This is a genomic window from Winogradskyella thalassocola (assembly GCF_900099995.1).
GTDB classification, from domain to species: Bacteria; Bacteroidota; Bacteroidia; order Flavobacteriales; family Flavobacteriaceae; genus Winogradskyella; species Winogradskyella thalassocola.
Map to the genome: position 1 here is coordinate 685,716 of NZ_FNCZ01000001.1, position 20,774 is coordinate 706,489.

19 protein-coding genes are annotated in these 20,774 nt (G+C 33.4%); 11 read left to right on the plus strand and 8 right to left on the minus strand.

Annotated features, from left to right (window positions below; genetic code table 11):
• Window positions 1-8: 8 nt before the first annotated feature.
• The 6 genes from BLT80_RS02870 to BLT80_RS02895 form a co-directional block, all read right to left on the minus strand.
• Complete coding sequence (locus BLT80_RS02870; RefSeq protein ID WP_092466073.1) at window positions 9-2,108, minus strand: bifunctional aldolase/short-chain dehydrogenase; 2,100 nt, start codon at window positions 2,106-2,108, stop codon at window positions 9-11.
• Between the two features lie 636 nt (window positions 2,109-2,744).
• The gene (locus BLT80_RS02875; protein ID WP_092466074.1) at window positions 2,745-3,371 is read right to left on the minus strand and encodes a Pycsar system effector family protein; all 627 of its coding nucleotides are present in this window, start codon (window positions 3,369-3,371) and stop codon (window positions 2,745-2,747) included.
• A gap of 161 nt (window positions 3,372-3,532) precedes the next feature.
• Window positions 3,533-4,420: a DUF6268 family outer membrane beta-barrel protein gene (locus tag BLT80_RS02880; protein ID WP_092466075.1), complete on the minus strand. Its 888-nt coding sequence runs from the start codon at window positions 4,418-4,420 to the stop codon at window positions 3,533-3,535.
• A gap of 152 nt (window positions 4,421-4,572) precedes the next feature.
• The gene (locus BLT80_RS02885; protein ID WP_092466076.1) at window positions 4,573-5,316 is read right to left on the minus strand and encodes a hypothetical protein; all 744 of its coding nucleotides are present in this window, start codon (window positions 5,314-5,316) and stop codon (window positions 4,573-4,575) included.
• A gap of 8 nt (window positions 5,317-5,324) precedes the next feature.
• Window positions 5,325-6,935, minus strand: coding sequence for a glutamate synthase-related protein (locus BLT80_RS02890; protein ID WP_092466077.1), 1,611 nt, complete (start codon window positions 6,933-6,935; stop codon window positions 5,325-5,327).
• A 357-nt stretch (window positions 6,936-7,292) separates the two neighbouring features.
• Window positions 7,293-8,060 (minus strand): patatin-like phospholipase family protein, encoded by a 768-nt coding sequence (locus BLT80_RS02895; RefSeq protein WP_092466078.1) that lies wholly within the window; start codon window positions 8,058-8,060, stop codon window positions 7,293-7,295.
• A gap of 153 nt (window positions 8,061-8,213) precedes the next feature.
• On the opposite strand from BLT80_RS02895, the gene BLT80_RS02900 reads away from it, so the two are divergent.
• Window positions 8,214-9,071: an EcsC family protein gene (locus BLT80_RS02900; protein WP_092466079.1), complete on the plus strand. Its 858-nt coding sequence runs from the start codon at window positions 8,214-8,216 to the stop codon at window positions 9,069-9,071.
• A 108-nt stretch (window positions 9,072-9,179) separates the two neighbouring features.
• Here the strand turns inward: BLT80_RS02900 and BLT80_RS02905 are convergent, their stop codons facing one another.
• Entirely contained in the window at window positions 9,180-10,262 is a 1,083-nt protein-coding gene (locus tag BLT80_RS02905; RefSeq protein WP_092466080.1) for a hypothetical protein, read from the minus strand.
• A gap of 367 nt (window positions 10,263-10,629) precedes the next feature.
• Here BLT80_RS02905 and BLT80_RS02910 point away from each other — a divergent pair, with 367 nt between their 5' ends.
• The 4 genes from BLT80_RS02910 (at window position 10,630) to BLT80_RS02925 (ending at window position 15,027) form a co-directional block, all read left to right on the plus strand.
• Entirely contained in the window at window positions 10,630-11,148 is a 519-nt protein-coding gene (locus BLT80_RS02910; protein ID WP_092466081.1) for an RNA polymerase sigma factor, read from the plus strand.
• Window positions 11,149-11,203: 55 nt separating this feature from the next.
• A complete protein-coding gene (locus BLT80_RS02915) occupies window positions 11,204-12,109 on the plus strand; it encodes a FecR family protein (RefSeq protein WP_092466082.1) in 906 nt (301 codons plus the stop codon).
• Window positions 12,096-14,594 carry a TonB-dependent receptor gene (locus BLT80_RS02920; protein ID WP_092466083.1) on the plus strand — a complete coding sequence of 833 codons (2,499 nt, stop codon included), beginning with the start codon at window positions 12,096-12,098 and terminating at the stop codon, window positions 14,592-14,594. The genes BLT80_RS02915 and BLT80_RS02920 overlap by 14 nt, the downstream gene beginning before the upstream one ends.
• A 247-nt stretch (window positions 14,595-14,841) precedes the next feature.
• Complete coding sequence (locus tag BLT80_RS02925) at window positions 14,842-15,027, plus strand: PID-CTERM protein-sorting domain-containing protein (RefSeq protein WP_092466084.1); 186 nt, start codon at window positions 14,842-14,844, stop codon at window positions 15,025-15,027.
• On the opposite strand, the gene BLT80_RS02930 is transcribed toward BLT80_RS02925, so the two are convergent.
• Window positions 15,024-15,614 (minus strand): riboflavin synthase, encoded by a 591-nt coding sequence (locus tag BLT80_RS02930; protein WP_092466085.1) that lies wholly within the window; start codon window positions 15,612-15,614, stop codon window positions 15,024-15,026. The two genes, BLT80_RS02925 and BLT80_RS02930, sit on opposite strands and share 4 nt — an antisense overlap.
• Window positions 15,615-15,665: 51 nt before the next feature.
• On the opposite strand from BLT80_RS02930, the gene pdxA reads away from it, so the two are divergent.
• The 6 genes from pdxA to accC all read left to right on the plus strand — a co-directional run bounded on the left by pdxA (window position 15,666) and on the right by accC (window position 20,649).
• The gene (pdxA, locus tag BLT80_RS02935; RefSeq protein ID WP_092466086.1) at window positions 15,666-16,706 is read left to right on the plus strand and encodes a 4-hydroxythreonine-4-phosphate dehydrogenase PdxA; all 1,041 of its coding nucleotides are present in this window, start codon (window positions 15,666-15,668) and stop codon (window positions 16,704-16,706) included.
• Window positions 16,707-16,785: 79 nt separating this feature from the next.
• On the plus strand, window positions 16,786-17,325 hold the full coding sequence (locus tag BLT80_RS02940; RefSeq protein ID WP_092466087.1) for a YceD family protein: 540 nt from the start codon (window positions 16,786-16,788) through the stop codon (window positions 17,323-17,325).
• Window positions 17,326-17,333: 8 nt separating this feature from the next.
• Window positions 17,334-17,537, plus strand: coding sequence for a 50S ribosomal protein L32 (gene rpmF / locus BLT80_RS02945; RefSeq protein WP_092466088.1), 204 nt, complete (start codon window positions 17,334-17,336; stop codon window positions 17,535-17,537).
• A gap of 178 nt (window positions 17,538-17,715) precedes the next feature.
• Window positions 17,716-18,711: a beta-ketoacyl-ACP synthase III gene (locus BLT80_RS02950; RefSeq protein ID WP_092466089.1), complete on the plus strand. Its 996-nt coding sequence runs from the start codon at window positions 17,716-17,718 to the stop codon at window positions 18,709-18,711.
• A gap of 35 nt (window positions 18,712-18,746) precedes the next feature.
• Window positions 18,747-19,220: an acetyl-CoA carboxylase biotin carboxyl carrier protein gene (accB, locus tag BLT80_RS02955; protein ID WP_092466090.1), complete on the plus strand. Its 474-nt coding sequence runs from the start codon at window positions 18,747-18,749 to the stop codon at window positions 19,218-19,220.
• A 76-nt stretch (window positions 19,221-19,296) separates the two neighbouring features.
• On the plus strand, window positions 19,297-20,649 hold the full coding sequence (gene accC, locus BLT80_RS02960) for an acetyl-CoA carboxylase biotin carboxylase subunit (RefSeq protein WP_092466091.1): 1,353 nt from the start codon (window positions 19,297-19,299) through the stop codon (window positions 20,647-20,649).
• The last annotated feature ends 125 nt before the right edge of the window (window positions 20,650-20,774 follow it).

The following is a 20,774-nucleotide window of genomic DNA, read 5'->3' on the forward strand; positions in this document are numbered from 1 at the left end:
AAGGCTGATTATCGTACAAAAGCATTAGCCATTCCTCCATCTACATTAATAATGTTTCCTGTGCTTTTATCTAAAATAGCAACCAAAGAAAATACGCCATTTGCAATATCAGCCGGATAAATAATTTCATTTAATAAATTTCTTTTCGCATAATGTGCTGGTAATTCTTCAACTGTAATACCGTAGGCTTCAGCACGTCCTTTTGCCCATTCTCCTTCCCATATTTTACTGCCAACAATAACACCATCTGGATTCACAACATTCACTCTTATTTTATCTGCCCCTAATTCTGCAGCTAATAATCTAGACATATGTTGTTGCGCCGCTTTTGCCGTACCATAACCAACATTATTTGGTCCAGAAACTAGTCCGTTTTTGCTCGCTATATTTACAATATCTCCACCTAGTTTTTGTTTCCGGTAAATTTCAACGGCTTGTTTTGCCAATTCAAATTGCCCTTTAACTAATACATTTTGCAATATATCCCAATCTTTATCGGTGGTTTCCTCTAATGGTTTTGAAATAGCCAAACCTGCACTATGCACTACAATATCTACGCCGCCAAAAGCTAAACAAGCTTGTTTATAAGTGTTTGCAATGGAATTACTATCTGTGACATCGCCTTGAACATAAATTGCCGTATCGTTTTTATAGGTTTCTATGGCTTCTTTTAAGCGGTCTTCTGATAAATCTGTAAGAACAACATTAGCACCTTCTGACGCAAGCTTATCGGCAATGGCTTTACCAATGCCTCCACCAGCACCCGTTATTAGTGCTACTTTTCTAGACAATGATTGCTCTTTAGGCATTCTTTGTAATTTGGCTTCTTCTAATAGCCAATATTCAATATCAAAAGCTTCCTGTCTTGGCAATGATGTGTATTCTGAAATGGCTTCAGCACCACGCATCACGTTAATGGCGTTAATATAAAACTCACTCGCTACACGAGCTGTTTGTTTATTTTTTGCAAAACTGAACATTCCAATACCTGGATACAAAATAATTACAGGGTTTGCATCTCTTATTGCAGGGCTTGTGTCGTTTTTACAAGTCTCGTAATATTCTTCATATTCTTTTCTATAACTATCAAATGCAGGCTCTAGTTTTTCAAAAATTAGTTCTGTGTTATTTACATCTTCTGATGGACTTAAATTTAACACCAATGGCTGAATCTTGGTTCTTAAAAAGTGGTCTGGACATGATGTTCCCATAGGAGCCAAACGTTGCAAATCTTTACTATTTATAAAATCTAAAACTTTTTCATCATCTGTAAAATGGCCAATCATTCGGTTTTCAGAAGCACATAAACCTCTTAGTATCGGTGCTAAAATCGCAGCTTTTTCTAGCCGTTCTTCTTTTGGAAGACTTTCAACTATTTGGCCTCCAAAAACGTCGCCATTTTCAGAAATTTTATTTTCGATATAAGCAGATGCCATCTCTATGACTTCTAAACTGTTTATATAACATGTGTATGAGGTATCTCCCCAAGTGAATAAACCATGAGAACCTAATACAATTCCGCGAATTCCTGGATTATCAGCTAAACATTTTTCAAGCATTAAACCCAATTCAAAACCTGGTTTTTTCCAAGGCACCCAACCCATTGTATCACCCCAAATTTCTTTGGTTACCTTTTCACTGTCTTTTGCAGCGGCTACAGCAATTAAGGCATCAGGGTGTAAATGATCGATATGCTTAAACGGTAACAATCCGTGAAGTGGAGTATCTATTGATGGAGCTTTGCTGTCTAAATCAAAAATACAATGATTGAAAAGCGCGACCATTTCATCTTCATATGCGCCACCTTTGTATACTTTTTTTAAATCTCTTAAGCGATCGGTATACAAGCCAGCTATACCACTTCTTGTAAGGGTGCCAATATCTCCTCCAGACCCTTTTACCCACATTACCTCAACATCTTTATTTGTTAATGGGTCTTTTTCGATGGTTTTGCAGCTTGTATTTCCTCCGCCATAATTGGTGATTCTAAGATCACTACCTAATATGTTAGATCGATATAAGAATTGTGCTACTTCATCGTTTTTTATCTTTTCTACTTTAGTGTCGTCCCATAGATAATCTACATAACGATAATTTTTTATTGACATGTTGGTGAATTTTATATATTAAATAGACATTATTATTTACGTCCTAAAGGATAGATACCTCTAAATAAAATAATTTGAAAACTATTTTTTTGTGACTAAAATTAAGTTTGAGATGAATATTCTTTTCTACAAAAGGTATTGTGTTTTTTAGGAATAAAAATCTTTCTGCTCTTTTCAAAAATACATAAATACCCTACTAAACCTAGATGGAACAGGCTCTGAGGTACAATAAAAGGCAAATAAAACAAGTAATAAATCAGATTGTATAAAATTTGTTACACTATGAAAAAAGTAGAATGAGGATGGGTTTAGTAATTAATTAAAATATTTATAGTATTAATTAGCGGATAACATAACAATTTCAGTTGTCTCTTCTAAAAGTTGAATGAAGTACTTTGAAATTATTATAAATCTGTGTTTTTAAGTTTCTTTCTTATGCATTTCATTCGTTTTTAATTATTGAAAGTAGTTGAGAATTATTATTAAAAACGGTATTGTTTATCAATCCCTTTATTGATTACGTTTAATAATTTGTTTTCTATATTATCGAATTATTACCAATGGTATGGTGATTACAAATGACATGCTCTTCAATTATCAGATTCTATTTTTTTTTCAATATAGTTAAATGCAAGCTCAAATCATCCCTCCAAATAAAACGTGACACCCAATAAATGTTATTACTGATAAAATAATACCCACTAAAAAAATATTAAAGGATTTACGAAGTAATTTAAATTTACGATCAATTGTTTTACCTAAATGGTAAGTGTCTGTTGCAATGGTTTTATATAACTCATCGCCTTCATTCATTAAGTTGGTAATGTTATTTACGTACTCATCTTCTTCCATATCATGAAAGTTTCCGTAGAACATTAAGTTTTTTGTCTCACTTTTTCCATGAACTAATTCTGGTCGTGTTGCGAAAATTGCAAAGGCAATTGAAGCTAGATTCGTAAACAAAATCATGACTACAGGAAAGATTAGGTGAGGGTCTGTGCTTAATTGACTCATTACTGTACCTAGAATTAATGATAAAATTAAAGCGTTTATGGAGATTAAAATATTTGATTTAGTATCAATCATTGTATTTAAGGTATACTGATTTTTAGATAATAATTTAAATAATGTTTCTACTCCTCTTTCAGATCTTGGTGAGACCTTAGCTAATTTCTTTTTTAATTGTTTTAAGGCGTCTTTATCTATATTCAATTCTTCCATTAAATAGTGATCTTCTGCTTTTGCTTTCGACTTATTACCCATAATAATGTATATAAATGTTGTGGTGCTTCGTTAGTGTGTCATTTTAGACATAATCGTTAATATCTTAGTGCTTGATATTATAGTGTTCTTATAATTCATTACGTTGTAAATGATGGGCTTATCTAAATTAAGAGTCATCTGCAATAAGCGGCTTACGATGATTAAATCTTAAGTCTAATCCCTGCTCTTAAATACAATGTATTAGCGTTATCTAGTTCTATTAGATTATCCTTGTGTTCATCTCTTAAATTAACTGAATTGCTCAAAATATATGAAGCTCTAGCATAAAACTGAATATTTTTAGTGATATGAAATTCGTATTGCAATCCACTTAACAGTAAAGACATATTAATACTTTCTGCATTTAAAGTATTATCTATAAGGACACCACGTTGTAAGTTGGCTGTAAAGCCATCAAGTTCAGCATAAATTTTAAACCGATGTTTTCTAGAAGCATGATACTGTAAATTTGTTTTTGGAATCCCAATATTAAAGGACCATTTAGAATGAAATTTTCTATAATAACTAATAAAAGGTAATGGGAAAGGATAACCGCGATTTCCAGAATAGGAAGCTCCCAGAATAAGCCTCCACGGTTTTTCTACATCTTTACATTTTATTTTATCTTTTATAAAAACAAGGTCTCCAGAAATGATAACATCTTCAAAACTTAAATCATTTGCAGTTAAATTAGAACTAAATCCTGGAGTTAATCTTACACCTAAACGCCAGTCATTTTTTAAAGGTGTTGTATAGCCAATATTAAAGTCTAGTAATTGAAAGCCATTAAGTTCTTCTTTGTTAAAAGAAGGATTTTCAGCCATAATTAGATTTATATTACTATAATCTAAACCTAAAAACAAATAGGTACTTTCCTTTGTTAGTTTAATAGGGTAGTTGAATAAGGCACGAACACGATTATACTCAATATTTGAATTTCCTGCAGGAAGTATGGTATAATCTATCCTAGCTAAATCGCTTAATTGGGCGAAACCAAAATTTGTAATACATACAACGATTATAAAACCTATAGATTTTAGATGTTTCATTTTTATTTTTTCCTGCTGAATGTATTTACAAAACTTTAATGCGAATTGAAAATAAGACGATAAAATAGGTTAGATGACGTACCCAATCTCCTGCGCTTTAGCTAAACTTAAAGTTAAGACAATAGAAATTTCACGAGGTCATCCATTCTAAATTAGTTCTTTTTTAGTTGATGAATTGCTTCTTCAAAAAAGGTTACACCTTCCGATTCTACGATACCATCTGCATTGAGAATTGCTCCAGTAAATTCACCAGATTTCCATTCTCCGGATTCTAATTTTGGTAATTGAGACGTGTCTATTTTATTTCCATTTTTGTATCCTGAGATATAAAAATAATGCTTGCTACAAATAGCATCAGGAATTGCTAAACCTAATCCAATAGTAATATCAGAATCGGGTAATGCACTATAAATACCTGAATCAAAGTGATGTGGCCAAACTCTAATTGATGCATTAAGATTATAGTTTTGATCTATTTTTTCAAGAACTGATTGCGCTAAAACACGTAAGTTTTTGAGTGTATTCAATTTATCGGAATCTAACAATTCAAACGTAAAAGAATTGTCTATGGAGTAAGGCAAATCGTAGTGAAATCCATAGTGATAGGTTTTATTTAACTGTGTTTTAGAAGTGTCCGCCAACCAACTTAAAACTTCAACATGCATTGCGCCATCTAGTTCAAAAGTTATCGTTCCTTTATTAGATTTCCATTCTAGTGCAAAGTTGTCATAATTCAAACACAACTGATCGCCTTGATCTGAAAGTGTATGTGTAAAAAGACTTCCATTTTCTTTATCAAACCCTAAGTTAGTATGGCTGTCGTCTGGTTGTTTTTCTAAAAAGCTTATTCCTGCTGCAGCTAAATATTGAGCCGCTAAATGCATTTGTTTTTCCATAGTATCTTTTATTTTATTCCTGCGTAATTAATTCCTGTAAGTTGATGCATATCGTGATCGTATGTGGAAAGATCTTCTTGATTGAATTTAGAGATCGTATCATAGCCACAAGCACGTGCTACAACTTTGATTAAATCGTTGGTAGCTTCAAAGTAGTTTTGTAATTGTTTAGCCGAAGAATCTATAATTAATCTGCTACGTAAAGATTCTTTTTGAGTCGCAATCCCTACAGGACAGTTATTACTTCCACAAGCACGCATCCCTAAACACCCAATAGCTTGTAATGCCGAATTAGATACTGCAATAGCATCTGCTCCCAACATCATGGCTTTTGCAAAATCTTCAGCAACACGTAAACCTCCTGTAATGACTAAAGTGACATCAGTTGCACCAACTTTATCCATGTAAGCTCTTGCTCTTGCCAATGCCGGAATGGTTGGCACATTAATATGATCTCTTAGAATAGTCGGAGCAGAGCCTGTTCCTCCACCACGACCATCGAGAATAATATAATCGACATCAACATCGAGTGCAAATTGAATGTCTTTTTCTATATGACTTGCAGCAATTTTAAACCCGATTGGAATGCCTCCGGTACGTTCTCTAACTTTATCTGCAAATACTTTAAAGTCTTCAACGGTATGAAAATTTGGGTTTGCAGCTGGTGAAATGGCTGTTTCCCCTTCTTTAAGTCCGCGAACAGTTGCAATTTCAGAACTTACTTTATTGCCTGGTAAATGTCCTCCTGTTCCTGTTTTTGCACCTTGACCACCTTTAAAATGAAAGGCCTGTACGTTATCTAATTTATCCCAAGAAAATCCAAATTGAGCGGATGCTAATTCGTAAAAATATTTGGAATTACTCGCTTGCTCTTCGGGTAACATGCCACCTTCACCAGAGCAAATTCCTGTTCCTGCTAATTCAGCTCCTTTTGATAAGGCTATTTTGGCTTCACGAGATAAGGCTCCAAAACTCATATCACTTACAAAAAGTGGCATATCTAGTTCTAATGGCTTTTTTGCTCCTGGTCCAATAACAACTTTAGTAGCAACGGCTTCATGATCTAATAAAGGTTTCGATGCTAATTGTGCCGGTAAAAACTGAATATCGTTCCATTTAGGAAGTGTATTTCTATCGACTCCCATAGAAGCAGAAAACCCATGATGTCCAATATTTTTTAAACCATTTTGAGCCAATTCTTTTATATACCCTGTGTATGGTTCTGTTTCTTCTGGATGCGTATCTGCGTAAGCACCTAAATAGGTGTCGCGATTAAAAGGTTGTGGGTAATTTTGCAAGTACGAATCAATTTCAAAAGCATCTACAAATAAATCATCACCTTCAATTTTAGTTGAAAATTTATGAAGCACTTCTTTATTATTATATTCTGAAACTCCAGAATCTACACGATAATCCCATCCGTGAACTCCGCAAATTAGATTGTGACCATCTACATGACCGTCGGACATTAGTGCTCCTCTGTGCAAACATCTTCCGTAAAGCACAGAAATATCATCATCAAATTTCACGATGACTAAGTCTAATCCGTTGACCAGTGCATGTTCTGGTTGCTTATTTTCTAAGGAGCTTACTTGAGCAATAACTACTGGTTTTTTCATGTGATTATAGTATATGTTTATATTTTATTTAAAAAATTAAGGCTTATACAAAAGTAATTCTTCCTCCATCGCCTGGTAATAGGATGCCTTAAGATACAAATTTGAAAAACTCATTAGGTTCAAAATGATATAAAATGGAAGGGGTATAATGTAGAAAACACGCACTTAATCTTATAAGAATAGAGGCGACAAGACCTAGGTGTCCTAAGGTTTTGATTAGTTTCATTTAATTATTAATTGGTTGGTTTTGAGTTTGTCGAGAACTGTTAAAATTCCTTTCAAATAAAACATAATACTGTCTGTGAGTAGGTTGTGGTTGGTTTTAATCCTCGGTGGCAAAAAACAATTTCGATTTATTTATGGCATGAAAAGGCCTTGGTTATCCTTTAGTGCTGTTAGTGTCGATGTATATCCCAAATTGAAAATAGCATCTACATTGCTCATTCCAAAAGTTCCATAGTTCACTAATTCTTGTGGGCATATTACAAGATCACAGGCTGGAAACTTAGTTGTGGATTCAGCGGCTACCTTAATTTTATAAGCGCGCTCTATAACTGAATAAGAATGTTTTAAGTCTTTCATATTAACCGCTTTTAAAGGATTAACATACACTCCTATAATTTTATCACAATGTTTTTTTAAGGGTTCTACCGGAAAGTTATTTAAGGTGCCTCCATCGACATAGAATTGTCCGTTAATTTCGGTTGGTGTAAAAATACCAGGAAATGAGGCTGAAGCTATAATCGGTTTTATAAGTTGCCCTTTGCTAAACATCTTAGACGTTCCGTCAATGATATTTGCTGCGGGTATAAATAAAGGCTTTTTTAAATCACTAAAATTATCTTTCGGAAAATAGGTTTTAAGGTCATCATAGAAGTTATCAGAATTTAAAAATCCAGGTTTATTTCGCGCAAATCTTTTAGTATGAAAAAGTGGGATGGTTTTAAAGAACGTTAATATTTCTGGCCAAGAAACTCCAGCGGCATATAAGGCTCCTACAATAGCACCCGAACTAGTGCCTGCAATATGTGTAGGAAAGATACCGTGTTCTTCTAATGCCTTAATGACACCGATATGTGCTGCTCCGCGAGCACCTCCTCCAGAAAGTACTAATCCTATATTCATATTGCAAAGGTACAAGGTTGGTTACAAATGTATAGTGGTTTTTGTCTTTTCAATATAAAACAAGCCAAAACAGGGTTTATGATATGTCACTATTAGAGTAGCTTTGTAACAATCATTAAGATTTAACGACAAATCTTAATAAAACCTCAAACCTTGAATCTAATCACAAATCCCATAACACCAGAAGACGAAGAAGCCTTAATGCGCGCCAAATCTAGCATGCAAAATTTAGGTTGGGCAATTCGTAATGTCAATAAAATTGGTAATACGGTTGAAACAGGAATTAGCTACGTGCCAGAAAAAGTATTGGTTAAAGTGCAGAAGATTACAGAATCGGTATTATTAAAAATTATAAAAGCTAATTTATTAACCATTCAAAAAAACAAAACATTTAAAAAGCCTTCAAAAAACACGTATAAAAGTATTGTAACAGGCACAGGAGCTTTAAGTGGTTTTTTTGGATCGTCTACAGGTTTTGGTACTGCTATTTTTGCTTCAGAAGTGACACTTACCACTAAGTTTTTAATGCGTACGATTATGGATATAGCGCGTAGTAAAGGTGAAGATATTTATACTTTAGAAGGGCAAATGGCATGTCTGCAAGTTTTTGCGCTTGGTGGAGATTCTATAGATGATGACGGTATGGAAGCCAGTTACTACACCACGCGTATGGCGTTAAATTCAGCATTAAGCAATGTATCAACTGCGAGTATAAAAATGGGATTGGATAGTTTGGTAAAAGGAGCAAGTGCTTTGGGATCTAATGCTGTGGGTAATTTTTTATCTAAAATTGCTACGAGATTAAGTCTTCTTATCAGTGAGAAATTTTTAGCACAAGCTGTACCTATTGTAGGGGCTATTGGAGGAGGTGGTTTAAATTATGTATTTGTAGATCATTTTCAGAATATGGCAACAGCACATTTTACGATAAGACGTTTAGAACGGAAGTATGGAGAGGCTGAGGTTAAGTCTGTCTATGAGACTATAAAAACGAGTCTTAAAGAAAAGTAGGACTCCAATATCTAAAAAAAAACCAACCACGAATATCCTCATGGTTGGTTTGCTATTAATCAAGTAAAATAGGGACCTTAAGTATAGGCCACTAATTTGACCAACTATTTAGTTACAATTATCGTTTTTGAATTCTAGTTCGTCGTCATCTCCAATTTCAAAGCTGACTTCAACTTCGTTATCATCATCGTCGTTATCGATTTCATGTAAATTCCAAGTGGTATTAATGTCATCAAATCCTGGAATATCAAAGGTTATTGTGATGTTATTTCCACTTCCACTTGTCGTCCAAGTTCCGTTGGCAGTGTTACCACTCCAAGTCACTGTAACGGTATTATCTGTAGAGAAATTAAATAGGTAACCTGTATAGTTGTCTTCTAAGTCATTGTCATTACGTTCTAATTCGTCTATATACCAACCTGAACACGCTGTTAAAATAGATTCTAATTGGCTTGGTGTACAGTTCGTACAATCGTCATCGTCATAATCGTAATCATCATCTTCATCGCAATCGTCACCAAAATCATCAATAGCATCATCGAGCTGGTCGAAATTGTTAATTACAATTTCATTACCATCAGCAATAATGATGATTATAGGGAATTCAAAACCAATTAAATCATCTTCATCTATATCATCTATAAATTCATAAAGGTCATAGTCATTTGTAAATGTTAGTGTTGCAATAACTTCATTATTGGTGTTAAAAACGGAAGCCGAAATTGGATATACAAAATCTAAACATTCTATGTCATCATCAAATTCATTTTCATCATTACAATCATCAGCATAATCTTCAAGCTGATCTAAACTGTTAACTTGAATTTCAGAATAATCTGAAAAAATTATGGTGATAGGAAAATTGAGAACAACAGTATCGTCATCATCATCAAATTCATCTAGAATATCCTCAAGGTCATCATAATCATCAATGTTGGTAATTGTTAATTCTACTCCATTTATGGTTGCTGTTATTGGCAGTTGAATGGTAAAACAATTGGCATTGTAAACGACGTTATCTACAGAACCATCGTTCATGGCAACTCTTTGAATCTGATTTGTCAAAGCTGAATTAGCTTGTAAAGTAGATTCTGCTGGAGGGTCAATACTTATATCATCTTCAGTTCTACAAGATGTCATAGTTAAGAATAAACCAACTAAGGCAAAAAGGAAAGGTTTCATAGTTTTCATAAATAATTTGTTTTTAGTTTTTCAATTAATAAAGCATATTAATTACCGTCTTTATACTTAGAACAACTGATGAATTAAATGTCCCAAGAAATGTATTGTTTTTTTATTTATTTAATTGCAATTTGAGTTGTTTATAGGTGTGAATCATTGTTTTTTTTATTTTCATTAGATGGATTTATATGTTGTGTAGTTTTAAACTGGGCTTATAGTTTTAAAACAATTACATGTTAAAATAGCCTCAATTATTTTATTGATTTTTATGGCAATTTTTAAAATATAAATTTGATGTTTTAGTAACATTATCTTTTGTACGGTCTTTAAAAAAAAGCATACTTTTGGTAATTCAAATTTCAAAACCCACTTTTAATTGCCTAAGTCGCTCCACAAAGATATCTGTGATAAACTACGCTTTTCTAAACTCTACGAAAAGTATGCGCAAAGCATGAGTACTATTTTGTATTACAAATATGGTGATTTATTAAACCCTTCAGATAAAGTGCAAGATGCCTTTATTAAATTATGGGAAAATTGTGCTAAAGTGGCACCTGAAGCTGCAAAATCTTATTTATATACGGTTGCAAATAATATGATGCTTAACGAGGTGAAGCACCAAAAGATTGTTTTTAAGCACCAAGAAGTAAAGCCTAAGGATTATACCAATGAGACGCCAGAATTCATGCTGCGTAAAAAGGAATTTTTAAAGCGTTACGAAACAGCCTTGTCAGCATTAAAAGAAGAAGAACGTGTGGCTTTTCTTTTAAGTAAAGTCGATGGAAAAACCCATAAAGAAATTGCAGAGCTATTAAATATTACCAAAAAAGTAGCTGAACATAGAATTTACGCCGCCTTAAATAAGTTGAAAGATCAATTGGAAGAACTGAATTGAAAATAATTTTGGGACAATTGAAAGTTGAGTTGTTTTAAAAGTATAGCATCAAGTTATGGACAAAGAATATTTACTAAAAAAATGGTTGGACAACAACTTATCTGAAGCAGAGGCGGAAGCTTTTAATGCTTTAGATGATGCGAAGCTGTATAATGAAATAGCAGAAGAAGCACAGCGCTTTAGTGGTCATCAGCATGCAAAAGTGCCTGCGTTTGAAGCTTTAGAAAGCCAGTTGCAAAATAAAAAAGCAGCGTCAATTAATTGGATGAATATAGCATCACGATTTGCAGCTGTTTTTGTTATTGGTTTAACCTTATTTTTGTTTTTAAATAGAGCTAATACAAGTACAATTTCAACCGATTTAGCACAAAAAGAAACCATTACACTTCCTGATAATTCTAGAGTAGAACTTAATGAGTTATCTCAACTTACCTACAGCGCTTCAAATTGGGATAACGAAAGAACCTTAAATTTAAAAGGAGAAGCCTTTTTTGATGTCGAAAAAGGAAAACAATTCGATGTCAATACTGAATTTGGAAAAGTAACGGTTTTAGGAACCGAGTTTAATGTGTTTACAAAGGATAGCATTTTTAAAGTAACGTGTTATGAAGGTTTGGTGCAAGTCAGTTGTAACGATGCGGTTATAAAAGTACCAGCCGGTTCAGAGTTTATTTTAAAATCAGGAAGGGCTAAAAAATCTAACATTATTACAGCAGAACCGTATTGGCTTAAAAACATGAGTGTATTTAAAGATGCGTCAATACAAGCAGTGCTTTTAGAGTTTGAAACTCAATATAACATCACAATTACCGATTCCATTACTGCAAATACGTTGAGATTTACAGGCGCATTTGAGCACGATAACCTTAATAATGCTTTAAAAGCAATTACACAGCCGCTTGGTTTGACCTATGAAATTATAAATAATAAAGAGGTCGTCATACACAATGCTAAAGATTAAGTATATAACTTTTTTAATAAGTGTATTAATTTGCTTTTCAGTAAAAGCACAAGCTAATGACGGAAAAATGTCTATCATACAAGTGCTTAATGAGATTTCTAAAAGTCATAATGTTAATTTCAATTATAAAAGTGACCTTCTAAAAGAGATCTATGTCATTCCTTTAGCTGACGATCTAAGTCTAAATACAAAAATTGAAACCTTAGAACAACAGACCAATTTAATTTTCACCAAAATTAGCGACGTGGTCTTTAGTATCACTAAACCCATTACAATTTGTGGTTATTTGCGAGACAACATGGAAAATCCGCTTTATGGAGCAACCATCAATACTAAACACAATTATACAGTAACTAATGATGATGGCTATTTTGAAATTAAAGTCCCATCATTAGCGACGCTTCTTACCATCCGATTTATAAGTTTTAAAACCATAGAGCGCCAAGCCAAATTTTTTAAATTAAATAGTTGTGACGCTATTACTTTAATTGAAGAAGCTGAAGTGTTTAGTTCTGTAGTGCTCAACGGCTATATTGTTAAAGGTATAGACAAGCAACAAGACGGAAGTATAGCTATTGATTATAGCAAGTTTACCTTATTGCCAGGACTTATAGAGTCTGATGTGTTACATACGGTTCAGGCATTGCCTGGAGTATTAAGCGTTGACGAAACCGTTTCCAATATTAATATAAGAGGAGGGTCTCACGACCAAAATCTAATGCTTTGGGATGGGATAAAAATGTATCAATCCAGCCATTTTTTCGGACTTATTTCAAGTTTCAATCCGCAAATCACACAAACGGCAACCGTAATTAATAACGGTACAGATGCGTCTTATACCGATGGTGTTTCAGGAACTATTGATATGCATTCTAGTAAAACCATCGAATCCAATTATAAAGGTTCCTTTGGAATTAATCTTCTTAATGCCGATTTATTTTTAAATGCACCAATTGGTAAAAAGTCTTCAGTTCAAATTGCAGGACGTAAATCTATAGATGAATTGGTAAGAACACCAACTTATAAAACGTATTTTGAACGTGTGACACAAGATACAGAGGTCGCAGAAAACACCTCTAATGTTAGTAACTCAAATCAAGCCTTCGATTTTTATGATGCGTCTTTAAGGTGGCTTTATAAGCCATCGGATAAGGATTTTTTACGATTAAATTTTATGCTAGTTCATAACGATTTAACCTTTGATGAATCTGCCCTTTTTAATGGAGTAGAAGAAACACGAGAAAGTAGTATTTCTCAAAAAAGTATTTCGGTAGGCTTAAATTATCGTCGGCAGTGGAATGATAAATTAAGTACTGTGCTTAATGTTTATAATACAGATTATACATTACAAGCAGTAAATGCTAACGTTATGGCAGAACAGCGTTTCTTACAAGAAAATATAGTGTCTGAAACTTCAGCAAAATTAGAAGGGTTTTATACTCAAAACTTATGGCAATTCAATTTGGGCTATAATTTTATTGAATCGGAAATTACAAACCTAAATGATATCGATGTGCCAAGATTTGTACGACGTGATTCTGAAGTTTTAAGAGAACAAGCGGTTTTTGCTCAGACACAGTTTGAAAATGACACGAAAGATCTTAGCGTTAAATTAGGAGTTAGGGCGAATTATCTAGAAAAGTTTGATGAATTGATTGTAGAACCGCGTTTAAGTATTCGAAAAGCTTTAGGAAATCATGTTGAATTAGAAGCATTAGGTGAGTTTAAACATCAAAACACCTCGCAAATTATCAATTTCCAAAATGATTTTTTAGGAGTAGAAAAACGTCGATGGCAACTCACAGATAATGATAGTATCCCAATAATTAAAAGTAAACAAGCCTCATTAGGATTGCTTTATAAAAACAAAGGTTGGTTAATAGATGCCAAAGTGTATTACAAAAAAGTTGATGGTATCACCACACAAAGCCAAGGATTTACCACCAAGTATGAATTTGAAAAAGAAAAAGGAAGCTACGATGTTTTAGGAGCCGAATTTTTAGTCCGAAAAAATTTCAATCATCTAAATACGTGGTTGAGTTATTCATATATAAAAAACGATTATACCTTTAAAACGCTTGAAGAAATTGAGTTTCCTAGCAATTTTGATATTACGCATGCCTTTTCATTGGGAACAACCTATAGTAATGAGTCGTGGAACATTTCTGCTGGATTAAATTACAGGCTAGGGAAACCAACATCGATACCATTAGTAGAAAATGAAGTTACAGCCAATGAAATCAATTTTGGTAAGGCCAATAACGAACGATTACAAGATTATTTAAGAATTGATGCTTCAGCACTTTATAAATTTAAGATAAATAAGGTGTTTCGTTCAGAAGTTGGTATGTCTGCTTGGAATATTTCTGATGTTAAAAATCCAATCAACAACTATTATAGAATTGATGGAGATGATAATGCAATAAAGTTTTCCAGATATTCATTAGGGATTACTACTAATGCGGTTTTTCGACTTTATTTTTAGAAACCGTTGGTAGTTAAACGCTTATTTTGTGATTTGAGCGAGTACAGTGTGTTGTTTATATAATTTTAATATTATATTTGCCATATGTAAAAATAAAAATGTAGGTAACTTCCCTATTTCAACCTCATTTTATGCATTTTATCGGATAAATTTACCGTTTGAAGATGTTTTTTAGTTCATTTAATTTTGTTAACTCATTTTTTTTTATACTTTTACACCTATAATTAATAGAATGCACAAGAAAAATATGTTTGCCTCTGTCTTAGTTTTTTTCGTTGGTTTCGCATCTATGGCTCAGGGAGCTACGCCTCCACCGCCAGCACCACCTCCTCCTCCTGGTCTACCTATTGATGGTGGAATAGTAGTTTTATTTTTACTTGCGTTGTGCTATGGTATTTATAAGTCTTATAAATTATCTCACAAAAATGCTTAATATCTTAGATCATTAAGACGTTTTACATATTTCCCAATAACATCAAACTCTAAATTTATTGTATCACCAACTTTTAATGTTTTAAAGGTTGTATGATTAAATGTATAAGGTATTATCGCTACTGAAAAACGATTCAATTCAGAATTTACAACTGTTAAACTCACCCCATTAACTGTAATAGATCCTTTTTCAATTGTAATATTGTTAAGATTCTTATCATATTCAAAAGTAAATACCCAACTACCTTCGTTCTCTTTTATGTCAATACAAGTTGCTGTTTGATCTACATGACCTTGAACAATATGGCCATCTAAGCGGTCGCCTAGTTTCATAGCGCGTTCAATATTTACAAATTCGTTTTCTTTTAGTAATCCTAAATTGGTTTTATCAAGCGTTTCCTGTATGGCAGTAACGGTATAAGTATCTCCTTCAATACCAACAACCGTTAAACACACTCCATTATGAGCAACACTTTGATCAATTTTTAATTCGTTAGTTATAGCGGTATGTACTGTAATATGAAGATTTCCTCCATCTCTATTTAATTTTTTGATTGTACCAAGATCTTCTATAATACCTGTAAACATAATTTGTACTTTATTTAGTTAAATTTGCAGTTACAAAGTTAAAGACAAAAAATGAAAAAAGACGAAAAGATAATTATAGGGATTTCTATTGGAGACCTTAATGGTATTGGTGCAGAAATAGTCATTAAAACTTACGAAGACCCAAGATCTTTAGAATTAAACACTCCTGTGATTTTTGCTTCAGCTAAAACAATGCAGTTTTTTAAGAATCATTTTAATAGTAAAATTAATTTCTTTAGTATTGATACCCCCGAAAAAGTGGTTCACGGAAAAGTTAATGTCGTTAATGTTTGGAATGAAGCTGTAAAAATTGAATTTGGAACAGAAGACAAAAAAATAGGAGAATACGCCATAAAATCTCTCGAAGCAGCGACCAAAGCTTTAAAAGAAGGAACTATTGATGTATTAGTTACGGCTCCAATTAACAAACATAATATTCAGTCCGAAACATTTAACTTTCCAGGTCATACAGACTACTTGGCTAAAGCTTTAAATGGAAAAAGTTTAATGTTTATGGTTTCTGATGAATTGCGAGTAGGGCTTTTAACCGACCATGTGCCTCTAAAGGATGCGAGTAACGCGATTACCGTAGATCTTATTAAAGAGAAAATAGCAACGGTTACCAAGTCTTTAATACAGGACTTTGGAGTAAGAAAACCAAAAATAGCGGTTTTAGCTATTAATCCGCATGCAGGGGATAATGGAGTGATCGGTAATGAAGATGATACGATTTTAAAACCCACTTTAGAAAAAATAAAAGCTGATGGAACTTTAGTATACGGACCTTATTCAGCAGATAGCTTTTTTGGTTCTAATACGTATAAAAATTTCGATGCTATAATTGCTTCTTATCACGATCAAGGCTTAATTCCTTTTAAAACTATTGCTTTTGGCAAAGGGGTTAATTACACGGCAGGTTTAGATAAAGTAAGAACCTCTCCAGATCATGGAACAGCATATGAGATAGCAGGAAAAGGTATAGCAGACGAAAGCTCAATGAAACAAGCCATAGTTACGGCAATCGAAATTTTTAGACATAGAGAGGAGTATAATTACTACAGTAAAAACCCTCTAAAAAAGGGATCTCGATAGTTATAAACAAAATTTGTTGATATCTAGGCGTTAAGTAAGGAAAAAGTTATATATTTGCACGCTCAAATTGAATGTGATAATGAAGGCATTAAAATCTTATACTATCCCTTTTGTAGGATTAAAAGACGGAGTGCATCATTTTGATTTTCAAATTGATAATACGTTCTTTCAGCATTTTGAATATGATGAATTTAATGCAATTGATGTTGAAATTGACCTAGAATTTGAAAAAAAATCAACACTTTTAGAGTTGTATTTTTCGGCTAAAGGCACAGTAAATGTGAATTGCGATATTACTAATGAACCGTATAACCAGACAATTAACGACGATTTTAAATTGGTAGTTAAGTTTGGGAATGAGTATAATGATGATAATGAAGATATCTTAATTATAGCTCATGGAGAATATGAGATTAATGTAGCACAATATATATATGAGCTCATTATTTTAGCGGTTCCTATTAAGAGAATTCATCCAGGTATTGAAGATGGCACATTGCAATCAGATATACTTTCAAAACTAGAAGAGCTGAGTCCAAGTGAGGACCACAAAGTAAAATCATCTGAGGATATTGATCCTCGTTGGAATAATTTAAAAAAACTATTAACGGATAAATAACATTTAAAATGGCACATCCAAAGCGTAAAATATCGAAAACAAGAAGAGATAAAAGAAGAACTCATTATAAAGCTTCTGTACCTCAAATAGCAACTTGCCCAACAACTGGTGAGCCACACTTATACCATAGAGCTCATTGGTTCGAAGGTAAATTATATTATAGAGGTCAAGTTCTTATTGACAACTCTGTTGAAGAAGAAAACGCAGCATAAGTACTATGCATGCATACAAGAAAACGCTCCTATGTGAGCGTTTTTTTTGTTATTATTTTTTGAATACAGCAAAAACCACTTACTTTGCGTTACTATTTGCCAAAAAACGTGGAAAATTGAATTAAATACTACGTTTTTTATCAATTTTTCATACTTTTAATTAATCTAAAAGCTAATAATGAGTAAAATCACAGCGGCAATTACAGCTGTCGGAGGCTACGTTCCTGAATATGTTTTAACGAACAAGATCCTCGAAACAATGGTTGAAACCAATGATGAGTGGATCACCTCAAGAACCGGTATAAAGGAACGTCGAATTCTTAAAGAGGATGGAAAAGGCACATCATATTTAGCCATAAAAGCGGCTGAAGATCTAATTCAAAAAAAAGGATTAGACCCTAAAGAGATTGATCTGGTTATTGTTTGTACAGCCACACCAGACATGAAAGCCGCCGCAACAGCAGCTTATACAGCAACACAAATTGGTGCTGTAAATGCGTTTTCATACGATTTGGAAGCAGCCTGTTCTAGTTTTCTTTTCGGAATGTCAACAGCAACAGCTTATATAGAAGCGGGGCGCTACAAAAAGATTCTTCTAATAGGAGCCGATAAAAATTCATCATTCATAAATTATAAAGACAGAGCAACGTGTATTATCTTTGGAGATGGTGCAGGTGCGGTACTTTTTGAACCTAACGAAGAAGGATTAGGTCTGCAAGATGAATTGCTTAGAAGTAATGGAGAAGGAAGAGATTTCTTACAAGCTACTTACGGTGGTTCTTCTTATCCTATAAATAAAGATACCTTTAACGAAGGAAAACACTATGTTTTTCAAGATGGAAAAACAGTATTCAAAAATGCTGTTTTTAATATGGCGGATGTCGCAGAAAAGATTATGAAACGAAATGATCTTACAAACGATGATATTGCGTGGTTAGCAGCACATCAAGCCAATAAACGTATTATTGATGCTACGGCCAATAGAATTGAATTAGAAGAAGATAAAGTAATGATGAATATTCAGAGGTATGGTAATACGACTTCTGCTACCTTACCATTATTATTGTTTGATTACGAATCACAACTTAAAAAAGGTGATAAAATTATATTTGCTGCCTTTGGTGGCGGATTTACTTGGGGCTCAATTTATCTTAAGTGGGCTTACAATTCCTAACTAAAACAAACTAACTAATCAAAATATCTAAAATTATGGATATAAAAGAAATTCAGAACTTAATTAAATTTGTTGCCAAATCTGGGGCAAGTGAAGTTAAGTTAGAAATGGATGATATTAAAATCACCATTAGAACAGGTTCAGAAAACGAGACTACAATTGTACAACAAATGCCAATGCAAGCTGCTCCAGTAATGCAACAGCAGATGCCAGCCCAACAAGCTGCATCACCAGTACAAGAAGCTGCTGCTCCTGCTGAAGACTCAAAATACATTACTATAAAGTCACCAATAATTGGTACATTTTATCGTAAACCTTCTCCAGATAAGCCAGTTTTTGTAGAGGTTGGTACTGATATTAAAGAAGGTGATGTTCTTTGTGTTATCGAAGCAATGAAATTATTTAACGAGATTGAATCAGAAATTTCTGGTAAAATCGTTAAAGTACTTGTTGACGATTCGTCTCCAGTAGAGTTCGATCAGCCATTATTCTTGGTAGATCCATCATAACCCGATTTAAAATTCCAAAGTATAATTTCTAAATCTATAGGAATTTGGAATTTGAAATTTTAAATACATAAAAGTTATGTTTAAAAAAATATTAATAGCCAATAGAGGGGAAATAGCGCTTAGAGTTATTAGAACCTGTAAGGAAATGGGCATACGAACGGTAGCTGTATATTCTACAGCGGATGCAGAAAGTCTTCATGTTAAGTTTGCAGATGAAGCTGTGTGTATTGGACCACCGCCAAGTAGTGAGTCTTATCTTAAAATATCAAATATCATTGCAGCTGCAGAAATTACAAATGCAGATGCTATTCATCCGGGTTACGGATTCTTATCTGAAAACGCAAAATTTTCAAAAATATGTGAAGAGCATGGTATAAAATTCATTGGTGCGTCAGAAGAAATGATTAACCGAATGGGTGACAAAGCCAATGCTAAAGCTACGATGAAAGCTGCTGGTGTACCTTGTGTTCCTGGAAGTGAAGGTATTATTGAGACCTTTGAAGATTGTATAAAAGTTGCTAAAGAAACAGGTTATCCTGTAATGCTAAAAGCGTCTGCAGGTGGTGGTGGAAAAGGTATGCGTGCCGTTTGGAAACCAGAAGACCTTCAAAATGCTTGGGAATCTGCGCGTTCAGAATCTAAAGCAGCATTTGGGAATGATGATATGTATATGGAGAAACTCATCGAAGAGCCACGCCATATCGAAATACAAATCGTTGGTGATTCAAGAGGAAAAGCATGTCACTTATCAGAAAGAGATTGCTCTATCCAAAGACGTCATCAAAAATTAACAGAAGAAGTGCCTTCTCCATTTATGACAGATAAATTGAGAGCTAAAATGGGTAAAGCTGCCGTTAAAGCTGCTGAATTCATTAAGTATGAAGGTGCTGGTACTGTAGAATTTCTAGTAGATAAACATCGTAATTTCTACTTTATGGAGATGAATACTCGGATCCAAGTAGAACACCCAATTACAGAACAAGTTATTGATTTCGATTTAATTAGAGAACAAATATTAGTTGCTGCTGGAGTGCCAATTTCTGGTAAAAACTATACGCCAAATTTACATTCTATTGAGTGTAGAATTAATGCTGAAGACCCATTTAATGATTTTAGACCTTCACCAGGGAAAATCACAACGCTTCATGCACCAGGTGGACATGGAGTGAGATTAGATACGCATGTTTATGCAGGTTATAGTATTCCTCCTAATTACGATTCTATGATTGCCAAGTTGATTACAACAGCTCAAACTAGAGAAGAAGCAATTAATAAAATGAAACGTGCTTTAGATGAATTTGTGATTGAAGGTATTAAAACAACAATACCATTTCACAGACAACTAATGGATCATCCAGAATATTTGGCCGGTAATTATACCACTAAGTTTATGGAAGACTTTAAATTAGAAAAACCAATTGAAGAATAATATTAAAACCCAAATGTAAGTTTGGGTTTTTTTTGTTCAATATCTCAATTAAGAATCGAGCGTTTTTATAGGGTAACAAGTTTTTTAATATAAAAAACGTAACTTTATAAGCTATTAAAAAAAAA

Bases quoted from the DNA above. Each gene is read 5' to 3' on its own strand.
- BLT80_RS02870 (WP_092466073.1), bottom strand. From the start codon at position 2,108: ATGTCAATAAAAAATTATCGTTATGTAGATTATCTATGGGACGACACT.
- BLT80_RS02875 (WP_092466074.1), bottom strand. From the start codon at position 3,371: ATGGGTAATAAGTCGAAAGCAAAAGCAGAAGATCACTATTTAATGGAA.
- BLT80_RS02880 (WP_092466075.1), bottom strand. From the start codon at position 4,420: ATGAAACATCTAAAATCTATAGGTTTTATAATCGTTGTATGTATTACA.
- BLT80_RS02885 (WP_092466076.1), bottom strand. From the start codon at position 5,316: ATGGAAAAACAAATGCATTTAGCGGCTCAATATTTAGCTGCAGCAGGA.
- BLT80_RS02890 (WP_092466077.1), bottom strand. From the start codon at position 6,935: ATGAAAAAACCAGTAGTTATTGCTCAAGTAAGCTCCTTAGAAAATAAG.
- BLT80_RS02895 (WP_092466078.1), bottom strand. From the start codon at position 8,060: ATGAATATAGGATTAGTACTTTCTGGAGGAGGTGCTCGCGGAGCAGCA.
- BLT80_RS02905 (WP_092466080.1), bottom strand. From the start codon at position 10,262: ATGAAAACTATGAAACCTTTCCTTTTTGCCTTAGTTGGTTTATTCTTA.
- BLT80_RS02915 (WP_092466082.1), top strand. From the start codon at position 11,204: ATGGACAAAGAATATTTACTAAAAAAATGGTTGGACAACAACTTATCT.
- BLT80_RS02920 (WP_092466083.1), top strand. From the start codon at position 12,096: ATGCTAAAGATTAAGTATATAACTTTTTTAATAAGTGTATTAATTTGC.
- BLT80_RS02925 (WP_092466084.1), top strand. From the start codon at position 14,842: ATGTTTGCCTCTGTCTTAGTTTTTTTCGTTGGTTTCGCATCTATGGCT.
- BLT80_RS02930 (WP_092466085.1), bottom strand. From the start codon at position 15,614: ATGTTTACAGGTATTATAGAAGATCTTGGTACAATCAAAAAATTAAAT.
- pdxA (WP_092466086.1), top strand. From the start codon at position 15,666: ATGAAAAAAGACGAAAAGATAATTATAGGGATTTCTATTGGAGACCTT.
- BLT80_RS02940 (WP_092466087.1), top strand. From the start codon at position 16,786: ATGAAGGCATTAAAATCTTATACTATCCCTTTTGTAGGATTAAAAGAC.
- rpmF (WP_092466088.1), top strand. From the start codon at position 17,334: ATGGCACATCCAAAGCGTAAAATATCGAAAACAAGAAGAGATAAAAGA.
- BLT80_RS02950 (WP_092466089.1), top strand. From the start codon at position 17,716: ATGAGTAAAATCACAGCGGCAATTACAGCTGTCGGAGGCTACGTTCCT.
- accB (WP_092466090.1), top strand. From the start codon at position 18,747: ATGGATATAAAAGAAATTCAGAACTTAATTAAATTTGTTGCCAAATCT.
- accC (WP_092466091.1), top strand. From the start codon at position 19,297: ATGTTTAAAAAAATATTAATAGCCAATAGAGGGGAAATAGCGCTTAGA.